This is a genomic window from Streptococcus ictaluri 707-05 (assembly GCF_000188015.2).
GTDB lineage: Bacteria > Bacillota > Bacilli > Lactobacillales > Streptococcaceae > Streptococcus > Streptococcus ictaluri.
This window is the reverse complement of record NZ_AEUX02000001.1, coordinates 193,783-210,742: the sequence shown is the minus strand read 5'-3', so window position 1 is coordinate 210,742 and position 16,960 is coordinate 193,783. Positions and strand designations below refer to the sequence as shown.

Annotated in this window: 14 protein-coding genes and 1 pseudogene; 3 read left to right on the top strand and 12 right to left on the bottom strand. The window is 38.1% G+C overall.

The features are described 5' to 3' along the window. Positions 1-74 precede the first annotated feature (74 nt). The 4 genes and pseudogenes from STRIC_RS00990 to uvrA form a co-directional block, all read right to left on the bottom strand. On the bottom strand, positions 75-530 hold the full coding sequence (locus STRIC_RS00990) for a deoxycytidylate deaminase (protein ID WP_008087036.1): 456 nt from the start codon (positions 528-530) through the stop codon (positions 75-77). A gap of 37 nt (positions 531-567) precedes the next feature. Beyond that, positions 568-1,644 (bottom strand): annotated as a pseudogene (locus STRIC_RS00985) (M24 family metallopeptidase). 311 nt (positions 1,645-1,955) lie between these two features. Beyond that, complete coding sequence (locus STRIC_RS00980) at positions 1,956-3,764, bottom strand: NACHT domain-containing protein (RefSeq protein ID WP_008086923.1); 1,809 nt, start codon at positions 3,762-3,764, stop codon at positions 1,956-1,958. Positions 3,765-3,869: 105 nt separating this feature from the next. Then, complete coding sequence (gene uvrA / locus STRIC_RS00975; RefSeq protein ID WP_008087330.1) at positions 3,870-6,695, bottom strand: excinuclease ABC subunit UvrA; 2,826 nt, start codon at positions 6,693-6,695, stop codon at positions 3,870-3,872. 305 nt (positions 6,696-7,000) lie between these two features. Between uvrA and STRIC_RS00970 the strand changes: the two genes are divergently transcribed. Beyond that, positions 7,001-7,945, top strand: a complete 945-nt coding sequence (locus STRIC_RS00970) for a magnesium transporter CorA family protein (RefSeq protein WP_008086989.1) — start codon at positions 7,001-7,003, stop codon at positions 7,943-7,945. A gap of 55 nt (positions 7,946-8,000) precedes the next feature. Further along, the gene (locus STRIC_RS00965) at positions 8,001-8,660 is read left to right on the top strand and encodes a DUF1129 domain-containing protein (RefSeq protein ID WP_008087126.1); all 660 of its coding nucleotides are present in this window, start codon (positions 8,001-8,003) and stop codon (positions 8,658-8,660) included. A 133-nt stretch (positions 8,661-8,793) separates the two neighbouring features. Here STRIC_RS00965 and rpsR read toward each other — a convergent pair whose 3' ends face one another. The 3 genes from rpsR to rpsF are packed head-to-tail and all read right to left on the bottom strand — an operon-like array spanning position 8,794 to position 9,879. Beyond that, positions 8,794-9,033, bottom strand: a complete 240-nt coding sequence (gene rpsR, locus STRIC_RS00960; RefSeq protein WP_008087046.1) for a 30S ribosomal protein S18 — start codon at positions 9,031-9,033, stop codon at positions 8,794-8,796. Between the two features lie 48 nt (positions 9,034-9,081). Continuing rightward, positions 9,082-9,570 (bottom strand): single-stranded DNA-binding protein, encoded by a 489-nt coding sequence (locus STRIC_RS00955; protein ID WP_008087060.1) that lies wholly within the window; start codon positions 9,568-9,570, stop codon positions 9,082-9,084. Positions 9,571-9,588: 18 nt separating this feature from the next. After that, entirely contained in the window at positions 9,589-9,879 is a 291-nt protein-coding gene (gene rpsF / locus STRIC_RS00950; protein WP_008086984.1) for a 30S ribosomal protein S6, read from the bottom strand. Between the two features lie 1,466 nt (positions 9,880-11,345). Between rpsF and mutY the strand changes: the two genes are divergently transcribed. Then, on the top strand, positions 11,346-12,497 hold the full coding sequence (gene mutY / locus STRIC_RS00940; protein ID WP_008087350.1) for an A/G-specific adenine glycosylase: 1,152 nt from the start codon (positions 11,346-11,348) through the stop codon (positions 12,495-12,497). Between the two features lie 31 nt (positions 12,498-12,528). Here the strand turns inward: mutY and trxA are convergent, their stop codons facing one another. The 5 genes from trxA to STRIC_RS00915 form a co-directional block, all read right to left on the bottom strand. After that, on the bottom strand, positions 12,529-12,843 hold the full coding sequence (gene trxA, locus STRIC_RS00935) for a thioredoxin (protein WP_008087052.1): 315 nt from the start codon (positions 12,841-12,843) through the stop codon (positions 12,529-12,531). 91 nt (positions 12,844-12,934) lie between these two features. Beyond that, positions 12,935-13,585 (bottom strand): GNAT family N-acetyltransferase, encoded by a 651-nt coding sequence (locus STRIC_RS00930; protein WP_008087192.1) that lies wholly within the window; start codon positions 13,583-13,585, stop codon positions 12,935-12,937. A gap of 12 nt (positions 13,586-13,597) precedes the next feature. Then, positions 13,598-15,934 (bottom strand): endonuclease MutS2, encoded by a 2,337-nt coding sequence (locus STRIC_RS00925; RefSeq protein ID WP_008087331.1) that lies wholly within the window; start codon positions 15,932-15,934, stop codon positions 13,598-13,600. Positions 15,935-16,007: 73 nt separating this feature from the next. Beyond that, positions 16,008-16,553 carry a CvpA family protein gene (locus STRIC_RS00920; RefSeq protein ID WP_008086956.1) on the bottom strand — a complete coding sequence of 182 codons (546 nt, stop codon included), beginning with the start codon at positions 16,551-16,553 and terminating at the stop codon, positions 16,008-16,010. Between the two features lie 2 nt (positions 16,554-16,555). After that, positions 16,556-16,867: a hypothetical protein gene (locus STRIC_RS00915; RefSeq protein ID WP_008087097.1), complete on the bottom strand. Its 312-nt coding sequence runs from the start codon at positions 16,865-16,867 to the stop codon at positions 16,556-16,558. Between the last annotated feature and the right edge of the window lie 93 nt (positions 16,868-16,960).

Below are 16,960 nucleotides of genomic sequence, written 5' to 3'. Positions count from 1 at the left end.
TCTTACTAAAATATTTATCATCTCATTTTACCACAAAACCCTATTCTGCTCAAATGTTTTATGACAAGAGCTCACTAGTCATCTCCTCCTAAAATAATATGAGGAACCGGATGTTGTTGGTAAATAACCCCTTTTTTCTCCATTAATTCCATGGCAAAAGGGTGCGGACGATAGTCAGCTTTATAGGTGATTTTGCGGATTCCTGCTTGTAAAAGCGCCTTGGTGCAATTAATACAAGGAAAATGGGTTACGTAAAGTTCTGTCCCATCCGTTGAAATCCCCTCTTTAGCACATTGGATGAGGGCATTCATTTCCGCATGAACCGTTCGAATACAATGACCATCTTCCATATAATGTCCTGCCTCATTACAGTTATCGGTAGCTGAGACACCACCGTTGTAACCTGTCGCAATGATTCTGTTGTCCTTAACCAAAACAGCCCCGACATAAGCCCGATCACAAGTTGACCGTTTTGAAATCAACTCGGCATTAGCCATAAAATAATCTTGCCAAGAAAGTCTATTTGCCATCTTTTTCTCCTCATTCATTATTTTTTTGTCGGGTCATTTAGGTCAAAACAATTAGTTCTTTAGGGGCTTTCGTTAAGACTTGGCAACCACTCTTTGTAATGACCAAGTCATCTTCAATACGTACCCCAAATTGATGGTCAAAATAATGTCCAGGCTCATCTGTTACCACCATACCAACTTGTAGTTCTTGGTCTGATTTGCCAAAAAATGGATCTTCATGAATGTCCAAGCCGATACCATGCCCAATACCATGGGTAAAATGTTCACCATAACCGGCATCCGTCAAGACTTGACGTGGAATGCCATCATAGTCACGATAAGTCATACCAGCACGCGCCTTTGCAATCAACGCTTGATTGGCAGCTAAAACCAACTGATAAATCTCACGTTCTTGATCAGTCACCTCACCAATATGAATGGTACGTGTCATATCACTGACATAATGATTGTAATAACAGCCAAAATCCAAGGTTAAGCTTTCACCTTATTGAATGATTTTAGAGCTGGCGACGCCATGTGGTATGGCCGAACGTTCTCCAGACGCAGCAATGGTTTCAAAAGACACACCTGTTGCCCCATAATGACGCATACGAAAATCTAAAAAGTTAGCCACCTCTAGCTCACTGGTTTGACCAGGCTTAATAAAATCTAAAACATCAATGAAGGCTTTATCCGAAATAGAACAAGCCTTGGCAATCGTTTCAATTTCACTTTGGTCTTTTATTAATCGAAACTGCTCTACCCATTGAGACTGAGGAAGAAGTTCAAGGCCCGCAAAAACAGCCTCTAACGATTGGTAAAAAGAAAACGGAACCTGATTTTCAAAAGCTAGAGACTTAAGTCCATCTTCTTTCAAAACCTTTGCTGCCACTTCCAAAGGGGTACGACTCTCAATAATATCAAAGTCACTCACACAAGCTTTGGCGATCAAGCTGTAACGAGCATCTGTAATCAACAATCGTCTTTTTGACGTTAACAATAGAGTAGCCGATGTCCCTGAAAAACCTGTCAAATAATAGATATTGGTTAAATTGGTAATCAAAATAGCATCCAGACCCTTTGCCTCTAACTCTTTTTGACAGCGACTGACACGCTCTTTTAAAAATGGTGACATCAGGACTCCTTCCAGTGAAAAAACTAACCTAAGTTTATCATGAATTCATGGCTTTTAAAAGACAGAATCCAAGTAAAAAAGAGTCCTTTCAGACTCCTTTTTTAAAGAAATTTATATTTCAAGTAACATCCTGTGTAATTTTCTAGAATTTGAATGATTTATAATCCTGTAAAAGAGAACATCATCGTTCTCAGCATTACCATTAATATTTGTCAGGATAACAAGCGCAAACAACTGTAAAATTTAATTGGGTTTAGCACCCAATAAGTGTTAATCTTAGTAAATTTATAAGATTATATTATATTCAAATATCATATGGAGTTCATAATGTTTTGTAAAGTTCTCTTTTGGGTGCTGCTATTTTCAACAAACTCTTTTGCCCACTGTTTTAAAAATCTATGCCTTGCCATATACCAGTTATCAATCCATTGACGTAATAGTACTTTTTCTTCTTCAACTAAGTCATTAAACGAGTATCGTTGGTCCTCCTCCAATAAATCATATAGTTTCATTTCTAAAAGCTCCACCTCTTCTTTGTTATGAACAGACGAGATATCCTTACCAATTGAATGAAAAATAATGAATTGTAAACTGAAATAGTAAGCATAGTCATCAGCCAATCCAAATCCAATTCCTTTTTGATTGGTTTTTCCTTTCGCTAAACGAAAATGCTTAAAACAATTTTGAATAACAAAGTCAATATCTGGCATTCCTAAATACAATTCCTCCATCTTTTCAATTACTGGCAAACATAAATTTTTGTAAGTTCTCTCTTTCTGTATCGAAAACAAGGAGTTCATAAAAGTCTTATGGGCCGATATATTATTTCGATCTTCTTTTACCCATTGGAGCAAAATTTGCTTCTGCAATTTATCATCTAGTTGATTAATTCCTAGAGCAGCAAAATATTCTTGAAAAGAACGATGCGAGAATTTCAAATCAGTTCCTTCCTGAATCAACATGCACGCACTATTGGTAGCATCAAAAATAAAGTCAAAACTGCTCATTTTAATATTAATTTTTTCTTGATATCTCCTTATAGCTTTATCAACTGTACTTGTATTAAAATCAACTTGGCTGTCAAAAAATGTTTTCATTCCAACGTAAGATAATACTGATTTAAATTCTTCCGGAGATAACTTGGTTTTTAATTCACATTTATATCCAGATTTAGATGCATCATGTCTTTGATACAAAGTATAGAAAGCTTGATTATAGAAATCAGTCAAATTATTTGGAATTGATGCACCAGCTTCAAAGGTCATTAACATTATTGTTAGCAACAGAGGAATTGAAGCAAATGATTCGTGATTAACATATAAAAAGTCCTTCAAATCCCGATAAAATGCTTTTTTTATTTTTGAATCATAGTCCAATTTATTCACTAAAGATAGTGCCTGTTCTTTAGAGAGGACTTTCATTTCATACTCAATGAAATTGTCCCATCCTATAAAAACTTCTGATGGTCTAGAAGATAAAACATACCTATTCTTATCATATAAAGATACAAAATCTTTTATAGCTTTATCTAACCACTGACGTTTAGAAGCAACAACCTCATCAAGTCCATCAAAAATAATAGTATATTTCCCTAACTTTAAAGTTGAAATAAAGTATTCTCGCTCCAGATTTAGATGATTGTTATAAGTCTCAACATAGATAAAATCTTCTAAAGTTTTTTCTAAATGTTCGAAGTCATTAAGAGACTTTAATTCAATAAAAATTGGTATTGTAGTTGCTTGTTGTACCTGATTTATAAAAATATGCTTTACTAACATCGACTTACCTATTCCACCAGTTCCAGTTATTATCACATTTTGTTTCTCATCAAAAATCAACTCTGTGTTATCTGTTTTTATCTCACTTCTAGTATCGCTTTTTAAACTTGTATGTTCATAGAAATCATATAAATGCTTTCCTTCATTTTTATATAGCAAGGTTTTCACCGTAGAATATTTCTTGTATGTAAACTCTAAATAGTCCATGTAAACTATTCCAAGTTCTTCCTCTGTTTTAAATTTTATGTCTTTATAAAATTTTTTTAAACTAGAAAAAATATACGGTATAGTCGACTTCACTTCATTAGCAATAAAATCATTTGAAACAGGTAACTTAGCCATTCTTCCCTCCAATAAATATTATGAAACTATTTTACCATTAAACAGATTATCATTCTTTCAAAATATAAAATTCCTATAATTTTTAAAACATAGGAATTTCAACGTTTAAAATAATTTATGTTTTAAATAGTGACCGGTGTAGCTTTCTTTAACTCGTGCGACTTCTTCTGGTGTCCCAGTAGCAATGATTTGGCCACCGCCAACACCGCCTTCTGGACCTAAGTCTATAATATAATCAGCTGCTTTAATGACATCCAAATTGTGCTCAATGACAAGGACGGTATTGCCATCATCCACAAAGCGCTCCAGCACTTTCAAGAGTCGGGCAATATCATCTGTATGAAGACCCGTTGTAGGCTCATCTAATATATAAAGACTCTTACCCGTTGAGCGTTTATGAAGCTCAGAAGCCAATTTCATCCGCTGAGCTTCACCACCAGAGAGGGTTGTGGCAGGTTGCCCCAGAATGACATAACCCAACCCCACATCCTTGATGGTCTGAATTTTCCTCGCTATTTTAGGAATAGCTGAGAAAAAGTCTAGGGCATCATCGACTGTCATATCTAAAATCTGAGCAATATTCTTTTCTTTGTAATGAACTTCTAGCGTTTCTGAATTGTAGCGTCGGCCATGGCAAACCTCACACGGAACATAGACGTCTGGTAAAAAGTGCATCTCAATTTTGATAATACCATCACCCGAACAAGCTTCGCAACGACCGCCTTTGACATTAAAGGAGAAGCGTCCTTTTTTGTAACCACGAATCTTAGCCTCATTGGTCTGCGCAAACAAGTCACGGATATCATCAAAAACACCGGTATAAGTCGCTGGGTTAGACCTTGGCGTTCTTCCAATCGGACTCTGGTCAATGTCAATTAAGCGCTCAATATGTTCAATACCTGTAATAGACTTGTGTTTACCAGGTTTTTCAGAATTTCGATTCAATTTCTGTCCAACAGCTTTTTTCAAAATACTGTTGACCAAGGTTGATTTCCCCGAACCCGAAACGCCTGTCACTGCGATAAACTTACCTAAAGGAAAACGAACATCTAAATCTTGAAGGTTATGTTCACAAGCCCCTTTTATTTCAATGAAACGACCATTGCCTTGCCGTCTTTCCAAGGGCACTGGAATGGATTTTTTACCTGATAAGTATTGACCTGTAATCGACTTACGATTGCGTGCTACTTGCTTAGGCGTTCCAGAGGCAATAATTTGCCCACCAAATTCTCCTGCACCTGGCCCAACATCAATGAGCCAATCTGCCTGCATCATGGTATCTTCATCATGCTCGACCACAATCAGAGTATTTCCTAAATCCCGCATCTTTTTAAGACTGTCAATCAAGCGATCATTATCTCTTTGATGAAGGCCTATAGACGGCTCATCCAAAACATAAAGAACTCCTGAAAGGTTAGATCCAATCTGAGTCGCCAATCGTATCCGCTGGCTCTCACCTCCAGATAATGTTCCTGCAGCGCGTGACAGCATTAAATAATTAAGTCCCACATTCTTTAAGAAACTCAATCGGTCCTGGATTTCCTTTAGAATAGGTTTAGCTATTGTCGCTTCGTTCTCACTCAAGGTCAAGTTAGCTAACAAATCCAGATGATCTGCAATGGAAAGCTCTGAAATTTCTCCAATGTTTGGACCATCTTCACCTCCTACGCGAACGCAAAGGGCTTGATCATTCAAGCGGTAGCCATTACAGCTAGCACAAGTCAATTCATTCATATAAGCTCGCATGACATTGCGCGTGTAATCACTATTGGTTTCATGATAGCGGCGATTGATATTAGTAACGACACCCTCAAATACGATGTCAATATTACGTTCACCACCAAAGTCATTGACATAGTGAAAGTGAAATTCCCTATCACCAGAACCGTAAAGAACCAACTGTTTGTCTTCTTCACTCAAATCTGCATAAGGCCTATCCATATCAACGCCAAACTGTGTCATGGCTTGCTCAAGCATGGTCGGGTAATAATTAGATGAGATGGGATTCCAAGGTGCAATAGCTCCCTCACGAAGACTCTTAGTGGGATCAGGAACTACCAAGTCCAGGTCAACTTCTAATTTAATTCCCAAACCATCACAGGTCGGACAAGAACCAAATGGGGCATTAAATGAAAAGAGACGAGGCTCTAATTCTGGTACCGTAAAGCCACAAACTGGGCAAGAGTAATGCTCCGAAAAGAGAAGTTCATTGCCATCCATGGTATCAATCATCAGATAGCCATCTCCTAAACGCAGTGCCGCTTCAACCGAGTCAAAGAGGCGACTTCGAATACCGTCTTTATTGACTAAACGGTCAATGACCACTTCAATATCATGCATTTTACTCTTAGATAATTCAGGAACTTCTGAAATATCATAGATATCCCCATCAACACGGACACGCACATAACCATCTTTTTGAATTTTTTCAAAAATAGTCTTATGTTGACCTTTCTTACGTCTCACAATTGGCGCCAGGATCTGCATCCTGGTACATTCTGGCAGTTCCAAAACTTGCTCGACAATTTGCTCAACAGATGAAGCCGTAATTGCCCCATGGCCATTAATGCAGTAAGGTGTCCCAACACGCGCATAAAGCAAACGTAAATAATCATTAATTTCAGTAACCGTTCCGACAGTCGACCGTGGATTCTTGCTAGTTGTTTTTTGGTCGATGGAAATAGCTGGGCTTAACCCATCAATTGAGTCTACATCCGGCTTCTCCATGTTCCCTAAAAATTGACGGGCGTAAGCGGATAAGCTCTCCACATAACGACGTTGCCCTTCTACATATATGGTATCAAAAGCCAAACTAGACTTTCCTGAACCTGAAAGCCCTGTGACAACTACTAATTTGTCTCGAGGAATTTCTACATCAATATTTTTAAGATTGTGAGCCCTGGCTCCATGTATTAGAATTTTGTCTTGCATACTGTTTTGCCCGAAGGCATCCCCCCTAACCGAAGTTTCCTTTATTATATCAAAAAAGCAACTATATCGTATTATCCTAGCACGCTAGAACTCAGGTCTCGTTTTCTTGCTGATTTCTCTGACTAAGAAAGAGTCGTTATGGTCATCTAAAAAACCAATACTAGCAATGTCAATGGACGTTGCTTCCATATTGTAGTATAATGGTTAAGTATTGAGAATTTTTCTGAAAAAGAGTTTGAAAGCCTTAATTTAAAAGGATTTCCCTATCTCTCTACCCAGTAACTATGAAAAAAGGAGGGCTTGTCATGAAACAAATGTTTCTTTCATCGGCAATTGAATTCAAAGAAATAGAGACATTCGAGCCAGGAGCTTGGATCAAACTGGTAAACCCTTCCCAGGAAGAATCAATGGCTGTTGCCGATCAATTTAACATTGATATTTCTGACTTGCGCGCTCCTTTGGACGTTGAAGAAACCTCACGTATTGCAGTTGAGGACGATTACACCCTAATCATCGTCGACGTTCCTACCTATGAAGAACGCAACAACAAAAGCTATTACATCACCATGCCTTTAGGTATTATCGTGACAGAAAATGCTGTTATCACTACCTGTCTACACGATATGACACTTTTTGATCATTTTCATAATCGTCGGGTCAAAAATTTCTATACCTTCATGAAGACACGATTTGTTTTTCAAATTCTCTACCGAAATGCTGAGCTCTTTCTGACAGCCTTAAGAACTATCGACCGTCAAAGCGATCGTTTGGAAGCCCAACTAGAAGCTGCCACTCGAAATGAAGAACTGATTGACATGATGGAACTTGAAAAATCTATCGTCTACTTAAAAGCATCTCTAAAATTCAACGAACGTATCGTCAAGAAACTCTCTAGTTCTACTAGTTCCTTAAAAAAATACATTGAAGATGAAGATTTGCTTGAAGATACCTTGATCGAAACCCAACAGGCCATCGAGATGGCTGGTATTTATGAGAATGTCTTAAACGCCATGACTGAAACAACCGCTTCAATCATCAACAACAATCAGAATACTATTATGAAAACCTTAGCTTTGATGACCATGGCTTTGGATATTCCGACTGTTATTTTTTCTGCCTACGGCATGAACTTTCAAAACAACTGGCTGCCCCTGAATGACTTAAAATATGGCTTTTGGGTAGTCGCCCTTATTTCAACCCTTTTGAGTTCGTGTGTCGTGATTTATTTCATCCGAAAAAAATGGTTCTAAACCAAATACTTGCTCATTTCCCTTTTAAAAGCTAACAAACAGGAGATTAATCCCTATGGATTTACAAGAATTAACCAAGAAAAATCAAGAATTTATTCACATCGCAACTAATAAACTTATCCAAGATGGCAAAACAGACCAAGATATCAAAGCTATTTTAGAGAAAGAATTACCACAGATTTTGGAAAATCAAAAGAAGGGCATTACCGCAAGAAGTTTTTTAGGAGCTCCTACGGTATGGGCAGCCTCATTTAGCCAAGAAAAGTCTTTAAGCCAAAAAGAAAATACTCCTAAAAATACCAATCCTTGGTTAATGTGGTTAGACACTTCTTTACTTTTTATTGGTATGGTTGCTTTATTAAATGGCGTTATGATTTTCTTTAACACCAATGCTACGGTGACTGGACTTGTTTCCTTGTTGGCACTCGGTTTTGGAGGAGGAGCATCGATGTATGCCACTTATTACTTCATCTATCGTCATATGGGCAAAGATAAAAGCCAATGTCCTAGTTGGTTAAAAATTGTCGTCGGTTTAGCCTTAGCTATGTTCATTTGGTTTGGTCTTTATTCAGCTACAGCCTTCCTTCCTCAATCGCTCAATCCACAATTGTCTCCTTTAGCTCTTGTCATCATCGGTGCAGCAGCTATCGCTGTTCGATATGCCTTGCAAAAGAAATACAATATCCAAAATGCCATGGCTCCCAATCAAAACTAAAAAAGAACTGGTCAATCCATTAAAAACTAAGCTTCTACTATAAAATTGATTTCAAAAGACAAAGCTCCCAGTGAGCCTTGTCTTTTCTTTTTTTGACATCAAAAAAGCAACCCATAACGAGTTGCTTTCTTAATTAATCTTCGTTAACGTAAGGCATAAGTGCCATAACGCGAGCACGTTTGATTGCTGCTGTTACTTTACGTTGGTTTTTAGCTGAAGTTCCAGTAACACGACGAGGAAGAATTTTTCCACCTTCTGAAACAAAACGGCTAAGAAGCTCAGTATCTTTGTAATCAACATATTCAATTTTGTTAGCTGCGATGAAGTCAACTTTTTTACGGCGTTTGAATCCGCCACGACGTTGTTGAGCCATGTGTAATCTCCTTTATAGTATTCAATTCATTTAATCCAAATCCATTCCTTAGAATGGTAGATCATCATCTGAAATGTCCATTGGATTTGTATTTCCAAATGGACTATCATCCCTAGAAAAGTTAGGTGTTTGTTGTGCAGGCGCTGAGTAGTTGTTATGTGATGGTCCATTATTAAAACCACCATTATAAGAACTAGATGAACCACCTTCACGTGTAGCACGGCTTTCCAACATTTGGAAATTATCTGCAACAACTTCCGTTACATAAACACGTTGTCCTTGTTGATTTTCGTAATTACGTGTCTGAATACGACCTGTAATTCCGATTAAAGCTCCTTTTTTAGCCCAGTTAGCTAAATTTTCAGCCGGTTGGCGCCAGATAACACAGTTGATGAAATCTGCTTCGCGCTCACCATTTTGACTTTTAAAGGTGCGATTAACAGCAAGTGTGAAAGTAGCGACCGCTACCTGACTTGGTGTGTAACGAAGTTCGGCATCTTTGGTCATACGACCAACTAGTACTACATTATTAATCATAAACTACCTTCTTTGGAATTAAGCGTCAAGTTTAACGATCATGTGACGAAGAATGTCGCCATTAATTTTTGAAAGACGATCGAACTCGCTAAGAGCTACAGCATCAGTCGCTTCAATGTTAACGATGTGGTAAAGTCCTTCGCGGAAATCGTTGATTTCGTATGCAAGACGACGTTTTTCCCAGTCTTTTGATTCAACAACAGTTGCACCGTTGTCAGTCAAGATAGAGTCAAAGCGTGCTACCAAAGCGTTTTTAGCTTCTTCTTCAATGTTTGGACGAATGATATAAAGAATTTCGTATTTAGCCATTGATTTTTCCTCCTTTTGGTCTAATGACCTAAACCACTTGATTTAGGTAAGTGAGGTATGCTCACAGATCACTAGTATACTAAAAAATGAGAATTAAGGCAAGTCTAAACTGAGCTTTTCTCAAAAAAGAACACCCACATAATTTGTGGGTGTTCAACACGTATTCTAATTAAGTGATTTCTCCCTTTATCATTTCATAAGGAGTTGGTTACCAAGTTGCCCCTATAAGAGGAGATTCGATTGTGTTTACTAATAGGCAATCCCCTTTCTTCTTTAAAAATGAAATGTTTTAAAAGGTTATCTTTTAAATAATGAATTATTCTTAAGCTATATTCGTTTACATCGGAGTCACTTCCTTAGCTATTTTAGACAATAGCCCACTGTGTCACCGTTCTTATATCTTGCTACGTTCATAAGATCCTCCTCTAACTGAAAAGTATTAATCCCTGAGCGACAATAAGCTAACAAAAATAACTACAGTTTCCCTGAGTGCCAATAACAATTATTAAGGATGACTGATGACAATAACTAGTCTCCGTTTTTGTAACGTCCTATATTGAGTTTTAGCATAATATACACCTTTCAATATTGGAGATTTTTCAAACTTATACTGTCTAGAGCGCTCCTACAGCCAGTTATGGCAATAAGTTTATGTTAAGTGATCACTTTTTTCTTTTTCTTGTAAAGTTGGTTTTGCCTACCTCTTTGGAGTTCTCAATCTCCGTTCTTATACCGTGCGACATGTCCGTTCATCATAAGATTGCCTCCTAATAAATCTGTGTCATCTGTCATCCTTCTTTATAGTTATATTATAATGTAAGCGCCTGCTGAAGTCAAGCTTTTGATGTTTTTTCTTAAAAAAATAAAAACTTTAGCAGGTCACACCCTCCTAAAGTTCATCTTAAAATCCTAACATATTGGGTAAAACTGAGAAAGCCAAGAGAATCTTAATCCATAAAGCAAAGTAAAATAGCAAGCCCAGCATCAATAAATTGAGTTTTCGAAATAAAATAGAAATCAAGACCAGCAAAATACCAATGAGTGGGAACACTCTCGTCATGATTAAATATTCAACACAGACACCTTCCCAGTAGTAATGAAGAGGCCATAGATAGCTTAGAAACAATATCAGCAACATCATTCCAAAAAAGAACCAGGAATACCGATCAATCATATTTCTAATTTTAAGAAACATACCACTCACCCCCTACAATAAGACCATACTTTACTTGAAATGCCTAAAAACTCCTATTAACCTTCTCGTTGGATGTATTAGTCATCTCTTAATAATGGCTTTTTTACCATTTTTTAAGCTTAACACTTGATTGAAGGTATTAGTTTAATTAAAAAATAAGAACAAAAAAACTCTTTTCAACTAATATTAGTGTAATAAATAGAAAAAGTTTTGGCAAGTCTGATAACTCTTCTTTTCAAAAGTTTTCATCAAGATATGATACAATAAGGCTATGATTGATTTAATAGACTATGGCATAAAGATGTGGAATCAAGATACAATTGCTTCCTTTCGTCGAACCCTCCTAGCTTGGTACGATCAAGAAAAACGTGACCTCCCTTGGAGACGGACTAAAAATCCCTACCACATTTGGGTGTCTGAGATAATGTTGCAACAAACTCAAGTGGTAACCGTTATTCCTTATTATGAGCGCTTTTTATCTTGGTTTCCAACAATTGCAGACTTAGCTAATGCCCCAGAAGAAAAACACTTAAAGGCTTGGGAAGGGCTTGGTTATTATTCACGAGTTCGTAATATGCAAGTGGCTGCTCAACAAATCATGTCTGATTTTAAAGGGAATTTTCCGTCTTCTTACCAAGATATTTGTCGTTTAAAGGGCGTCGGTCCCTATACGGCAGGAGCCATCGCAAGTATCGCCTTTGATTTGCCAGAGCCTGCTGTAGATGGCAATGTCATGCGTGTTATGGCTAGACTTTTTGAAGTCGATTATGATATCGGAGATCCCAAAAACCGAAAAATTTTCCAAGCCATCATGGAAATTCTCATTGATCCCGATCGTCCTGGGGATTTCAATCAAGCTCTTATGGATTTAGGAACTGACATTGAATCGGCAAAAGCTCCTCGACCAGATGAGTCACCTATTCGCTCTTTTAATGCAGCCTATTTAAACGGTAGCTACGATAAATATCCGATCAAATTACCCAAGAAAAAACCAAGACCCATTTTCTGTCAAGCCTTTATTATCCAAGATCAAAAGGGTAGATTTCTCCTAGAAAAGAACACTAAAGGTCGTCTACTAGGTGGTTTTTGGTCCTTTCCTCTGATTGAGACGGATCTTATCAGCCAACAGTTAGATTTATTTGAGAACAATAGCAAAGCTGACTTGGAGGTTATCTCACAAAAAAAACAGTTTGAACAGACTTATGGATTAGAAGCAGCTTGGACAACTGACAGTTTTCCTCTTGTCAAACATACCTTTAGCCATCAAAAATGGAGTATTGAGCCCATCTCTGGCCAAGTCAATCACCCTCAGGATACTCAAAACCATCAACTTCTCTGGCTTAGCCTAGAAGAAATGGCCAATTACCCCATGGCGACTCCTCAGAAGAAAATGCTTGCAACCTATTTAGACAGTAAAAAATGAGTTTCTTTGAAAGAAACTCATTTTTTTAAGCTTAACTTAGTTGATCAATGATGCCTTTAATTTGAGCTTTCGTGTGAACACCTGCTACTTGTTTAACAACTTGACCATCTTTTTTGAAGAGCAAGGTTGGAATAGACATGATTCCAAATTTTTGTGCTGTTTCTGGATTTTCATCCACATCCACCTTAACAATTTTTAAATCATCTTCGTCTAGTTCTTGAGACAATTGATCCAGGATAGGCGCTTGCATCAAACAAGGTCCACACCAAGTTGCCCAAAAGTCAACTAAAACCAATCCTTCTTTTGTTTCTTCTTCAAATGTTTTGTCTGTAACGATTTGTACCATTGAGTTGTTCTCCGTTCTATCTAAATGATAAATTAATTGTACAAGAAAAATGAGGATTCTCAAAATATTTGCTACGGTAAGCAGATTTTAGTTAGTTTACTAACAAATCAATCACATAAGTAAATTCCTGATATACTTTTTCAATATTAAATTGTTCAAGCGATGCCTCATCTGCAACAACATAAATTCCCTCGCGTTGATAATAGGAACAATGACTCCCATCACTGGATGACAAATGCAGTCTTCCTGCTTCCAAATCCACCCCAAATTGAATGGCTGGTTGAGCTTTCGGATTCCCAATCACCAACCAATCTTGACAGACCAGCTGACCTCCCCATTTTTGATAAAGGTGGTTAGCAGCATTGCCATCACGGGTAAAAATAGATAATTTCTCGACATCCTTTTCTTTTAGTACTCTCTTAGCTGTATCAAATAAGACTTGCGCGATCCCTCGACCTTGATAATCTGGATGGACCGCCAAATTAGAAAAGTAGGCCACCTTATTGGCAGGAGCGTAGCGGTAAGTTCTACTATAGGCTTGATTATAAATGTCAATATCTAAAAGACCAACAATCTGCCCATCTTCCTCAGCAACTAGTTCCAGTCTTTCTTCAAAAACTTCCTTATCAAGCTCCGGTTTAAAGCTGTCTCGGTCATCAAAAAACGGAGAAAATAGATAAGCTAGAGCTTTCGTGTAGATCCAACCCTTCTCATCACCCGCTTGATAATTTCTAATACGCATCCATCACCTCTCTTATCCTAGATTAGCTATCGTGCAACCTGAGCCTCCTGCATTTTGAGGGGCATAGGCAAAACTTTTCACCTGTTTATGGCGACGTAGATACTTAGTGACAGCTTCTCGAATCACCCCTGTTCCGATACCGTGAACAATGTCCACTTGACTCATATTATTAAGTAAAGCTTGATCGATAAAAGCATCTAATTCTTGCATAGCTTCTTCATAACGTTTGCCTCTAAGATCCAAGCGAGCTCTTGGTCCACCGGCAGAGGTGGCTTTTTTGACCACGTGAACTGTTTTTTTCTTAGCCGTTTGAGCTTCCTGACTGGTTTTAACTAAGGTAAACTCATCCTCTTTCAAAGTCATCTTAATCAAGCCAACCTGAGCTTCCCATTTCTTGTCCTTCACCTGCTTAACCAAGGTTCCCCTTTGACCATAGGCAGTCACAAGAATACCATCTCCAACTCGTGGTGCTCTTAATTTCTTGGCTTTTTTAAGCACCTTATTTTGAGATAGGTTAGGCTCTGGTACTAATTTTTTCAACTCTGTCTTAGCTTCAATGATTTGATGAGGTTTGAGTTCTGCTTTATCATGTAGTTTTTCAAGAATCGCCTCACTCTCTGTCAGAGCCATGTCCACAATTTCTTGAGCCTCTTGGCTCGCTTTCTCCAGTTCCTTGTCCTTAGCATGTGAAAATTCATTGTAGAGTTTTTTAACCGCACGGTTGAATTTCAAATTGTCCTGTTCCACACTCTTGATGTGTTCCAAACGCTTGCGGCTTTCAAGGGTTTGTGCCTCTAATTGTTCTATGATGCGATTGACATCACTATCAGTATCAGTCATTTCTTGAGCTTCTTTAACAATATGAGGAGCTAAGCCAAGCCTGCTAGCAATTTCAAAGGCATTAGAGCGTCCCGGAACCCCCTGCATAAAGCGATAAGTGGGCTTCAATCTAGTACTATCAAATTCCATGCTGGCATTTTCCACAAAGTCTGTCTCAATACCATAGGCTTTTAACTCTGGGTAGTGAGTCGTTGCCATGGTTTTAATAGAGGTCAAGCGTAATTGCTCTAATATGGCCATAGCTAGACTAGCCCCTTCTTGTGGATCTGTTCCTGCCCCCAACTCATCAAACAGAACTAAACTGTCTTGATCAGCTTGGTCTAAGATGGAGACGATATGGGTCATGTGACTGGAGAAGGTGGACAAGTTTTGTTCGATGGACTGCTCATCTCCGATATCAGCATAAATCTCATTAAAGAGGGCTACCCTTGAGCCCTTATCAGCCAAGATAGGCAATCCAGACTGCGCCATCAACTGAGCGAGCCCTAGGGTTTTTAGCATGATGGTTTTACCACCGGTATTAGGCCCTGTAATCACAATAACGGCTAACTCTTTTGAAAACTGTAAATCATTAGGAACTGCTTCTGTCAGCAGAGGATGGCGAACACTCAAAAGATGTAGACTTTTGTCCTTGGAGATCTTGGGAATGGTAGCCTTGTAATCACGCATGTAATAATATTTGGCCCTCACAAAATCAAGATGCCCTAGTAACCAAGCATTATTGCGTAATTGATCACTATAAGGTCTTAGCATATCGGATAAGGCACGCAAAATCCTAACCAATTCATGGCGTTCATCGGCTTGTAGCTGAGTAATGACTTCGTTCATTTGCACCAAAGCTCGTGGCTCGATATAAACAGTACTACCTGAAGAAGAAATATCATGAACCACTCCAGCTACTTTGTTGCGATAAGTATTTTTGACCGGCAAAACGCTCCTGCCATTTCGACTAGCAATGAGCGCCTCTGATAAGTAATCAGACTGCTTTTTCACAATATCTTGAAGCATCTGACGACTGGCTTGCTCTTCTTCAGCAATCTGACGGCGAATTTTTTCCAGAGCTGGACTGGCAAAATTTTCAATAAAGCCCCCATCGTTGATAGCCTGTAAGCTTCCCTGAAGACTTGGGAAGATGGCAATCTTCTCAAACAAGAGATGCAAGGCTTTGAGCTCAATATTTTCTAAATCATCGTAAAAGCGATGCACTTCTGCAGACAACTGTAATAGTTTTTTCAGCGACAAAAGTTCCGGGATACTCAAATCAGCCTCTAACTCTAAACGCCGTGCGCTGTCTGAAATATCTTTTAAGGCACCAATAGCAAAGTGATGGCGCTCAACGAAAATAGCAGCCATGTCTTCCATTTCTGCAAAGGAATGTTCTATTTTTTCCAATTGGCTAATGGGTTCAAGTGCTGCCAACTCTTGCTTTGCTTGTTCGGTCTGTAAATAGCCGGCTACTTGTTCTTTAACCTTATCAAATTCTAACTGTTCCAAAATCTTATTATTCATAATTACATTATACCTAAAAAGTCTTTAGAATGGGGAAATTTAGACAAGTAAAAAGACCAGGTCTCCCCTGATCCTAAATCATTGCTTTTACCCAAAGCTGTCTTAAAATACCTGTCATAGGTGGGCACCCCTCAATTAAAAAGCGCACCAGCTTACTAGCTTGCAAATGCTCTTGAATCAGAGGCATCGGAATGGTCCCTAAAATGGTCAACATCATATTTAAAAAGATAATAGAAACCAAAACTGCTAAAAAACCACTAACTAGCTTGGTAGAAAGAGCTTCAAAATAATCAATTGGGAAGAAATGGACTAGTACCCCAACCAAACGAACCACACCGTAGCTAGCAACAAAGATAGCAAAGAAAGCTACTCCAGCATAGTAGACCTTATCTAAATCAAAGACATTCACGTCCTTGAAAAAATAAGTACTGACTCCTTCAGCTGGATTAGAGTATGGAACCCATAAGGTTAGCTGATGAGCCAAAGGCTTGTAAAAACGATTGGCTACCAAAAGCGAAACCAAGGCTCCAATACTATAGAAGCTTTGAAGGATAATGCCTCTGTTATAACCAATGTAGAAATTCCATACCAAAATAAGTAAAATCAATAGGGAAATCATCCTTAAACCTCATTTGTATCGACTTGCTGATTGGCTTTTTCTTGTAGTCCTACCAAAGTTTTTTGACGGAGTTCTAAAATCTCAGCTTCGATTTTTTCCATTTCAATTTCACGACTGAGCTGTGTAGATAGGGTGTTGATGGTCATTAAAATAGCCACTGTTTCATCATCTGCTTCTGGTAACATTTCTTTAATAGCTTGATACTTTTCTTTAGCAACACGATCAACTTCTTCCATAAAAAGATTATCTTTATCAGTTGTTAGCGTGAGCGTTTTATCACCAAAGGTAAATTTATAACGATTAATACTTTTCATAGGGTCACCTCTTTAAGCATTATACCGCAAAAAGGGCCTTTCGTAAAATTTTCGAAATTAATGTGCTAATAGTGACCAAGCATCCCCCACAGA

Coding starts and splice junctions, on each gene's coding strand:
- STRIC_RS00990 (WP_008087036.1), bottom strand. CDS start 530: ATGGCAAATAGACTTTCTTGGCAAGATTATTTTATGGCTAATGCCGAG.
- STRIC_RS00980 (WP_008086923.1), bottom strand. CDS start 3,764: ATGGCTAAGTTACCTGTTTCAAATGATTTTATTGCTAATGAAGTGAAG.
- uvrA (WP_008087330.1), bottom strand. CDS start 6,695: ATGCAAGACAAAATTCTAATACATGGAGCCAGGGCTCACAATCTTAAA.
- STRIC_RS00970 (WP_008086989.1), top strand. CDS start 7,001: ATGAAACAAATGTTTCTTTCATCGGCAATTGAATTCAAAGAAATAGAG.
- STRIC_RS00965 (WP_008087126.1), top strand. CDS start 8,001: ATGGATTTACAAGAATTAACCAAGAAAAATCAAGAATTTATTCACATC.
- rpsR (WP_008087046.1), bottom strand. CDS start 9,033: ATGGCTCAACAACGTCGTGGCGGATTCAAACGCCGTAAAAAAGTTGAC.
- STRIC_RS00955 (WP_008087060.1), bottom strand. CDS start 9,570: ATGATTAATAATGTAGTACTAGTTGGTCGTATGACCAAAGATGCCGAA.
- rpsF (WP_008086984.1), bottom strand. CDS start 9,879: ATGGCTAAATACGAAATTCTTTATATCATTCGTCCAAACATTGAAGAA.
- mutY (WP_008087350.1), top strand. CDS start 11,346: ATGATTGATTTAATAGACTATGGCATAAAGATGTGGAATCAAGATACA.
- trxA (WP_008087052.1), bottom strand. CDS start 12,843: ATGGTACAAATCGTTACAGACAAAACATTTGAAGAAGAAACAAAAGAA.
- STRIC_RS00930 (WP_008087192.1), bottom strand. CDS start 13,585: ATGCGTATTAGAAATTATCAAGCGGGTGATGAGAAGGGTTGGATCTAC.
- STRIC_RS00925 (WP_008087331.1), bottom strand. CDS start 15,934: ATGAATAATAAGATTTTGGAACAGTTAGAATTTGATAAGGTTAAAGAA.
- STRIC_RS00920 (WP_008086956.1), bottom strand. CDS start 16,553: ATGATTTCCCTATTGATTTTACTTATTTTGGTATGGAATTTCTACATT.
- STRIC_RS00915 (WP_008087097.1), bottom strand. CDS start 16,867: ATGAAAAGTATTAATCGTTATAAATTTACCTTTGGTGATAAAACGCTC.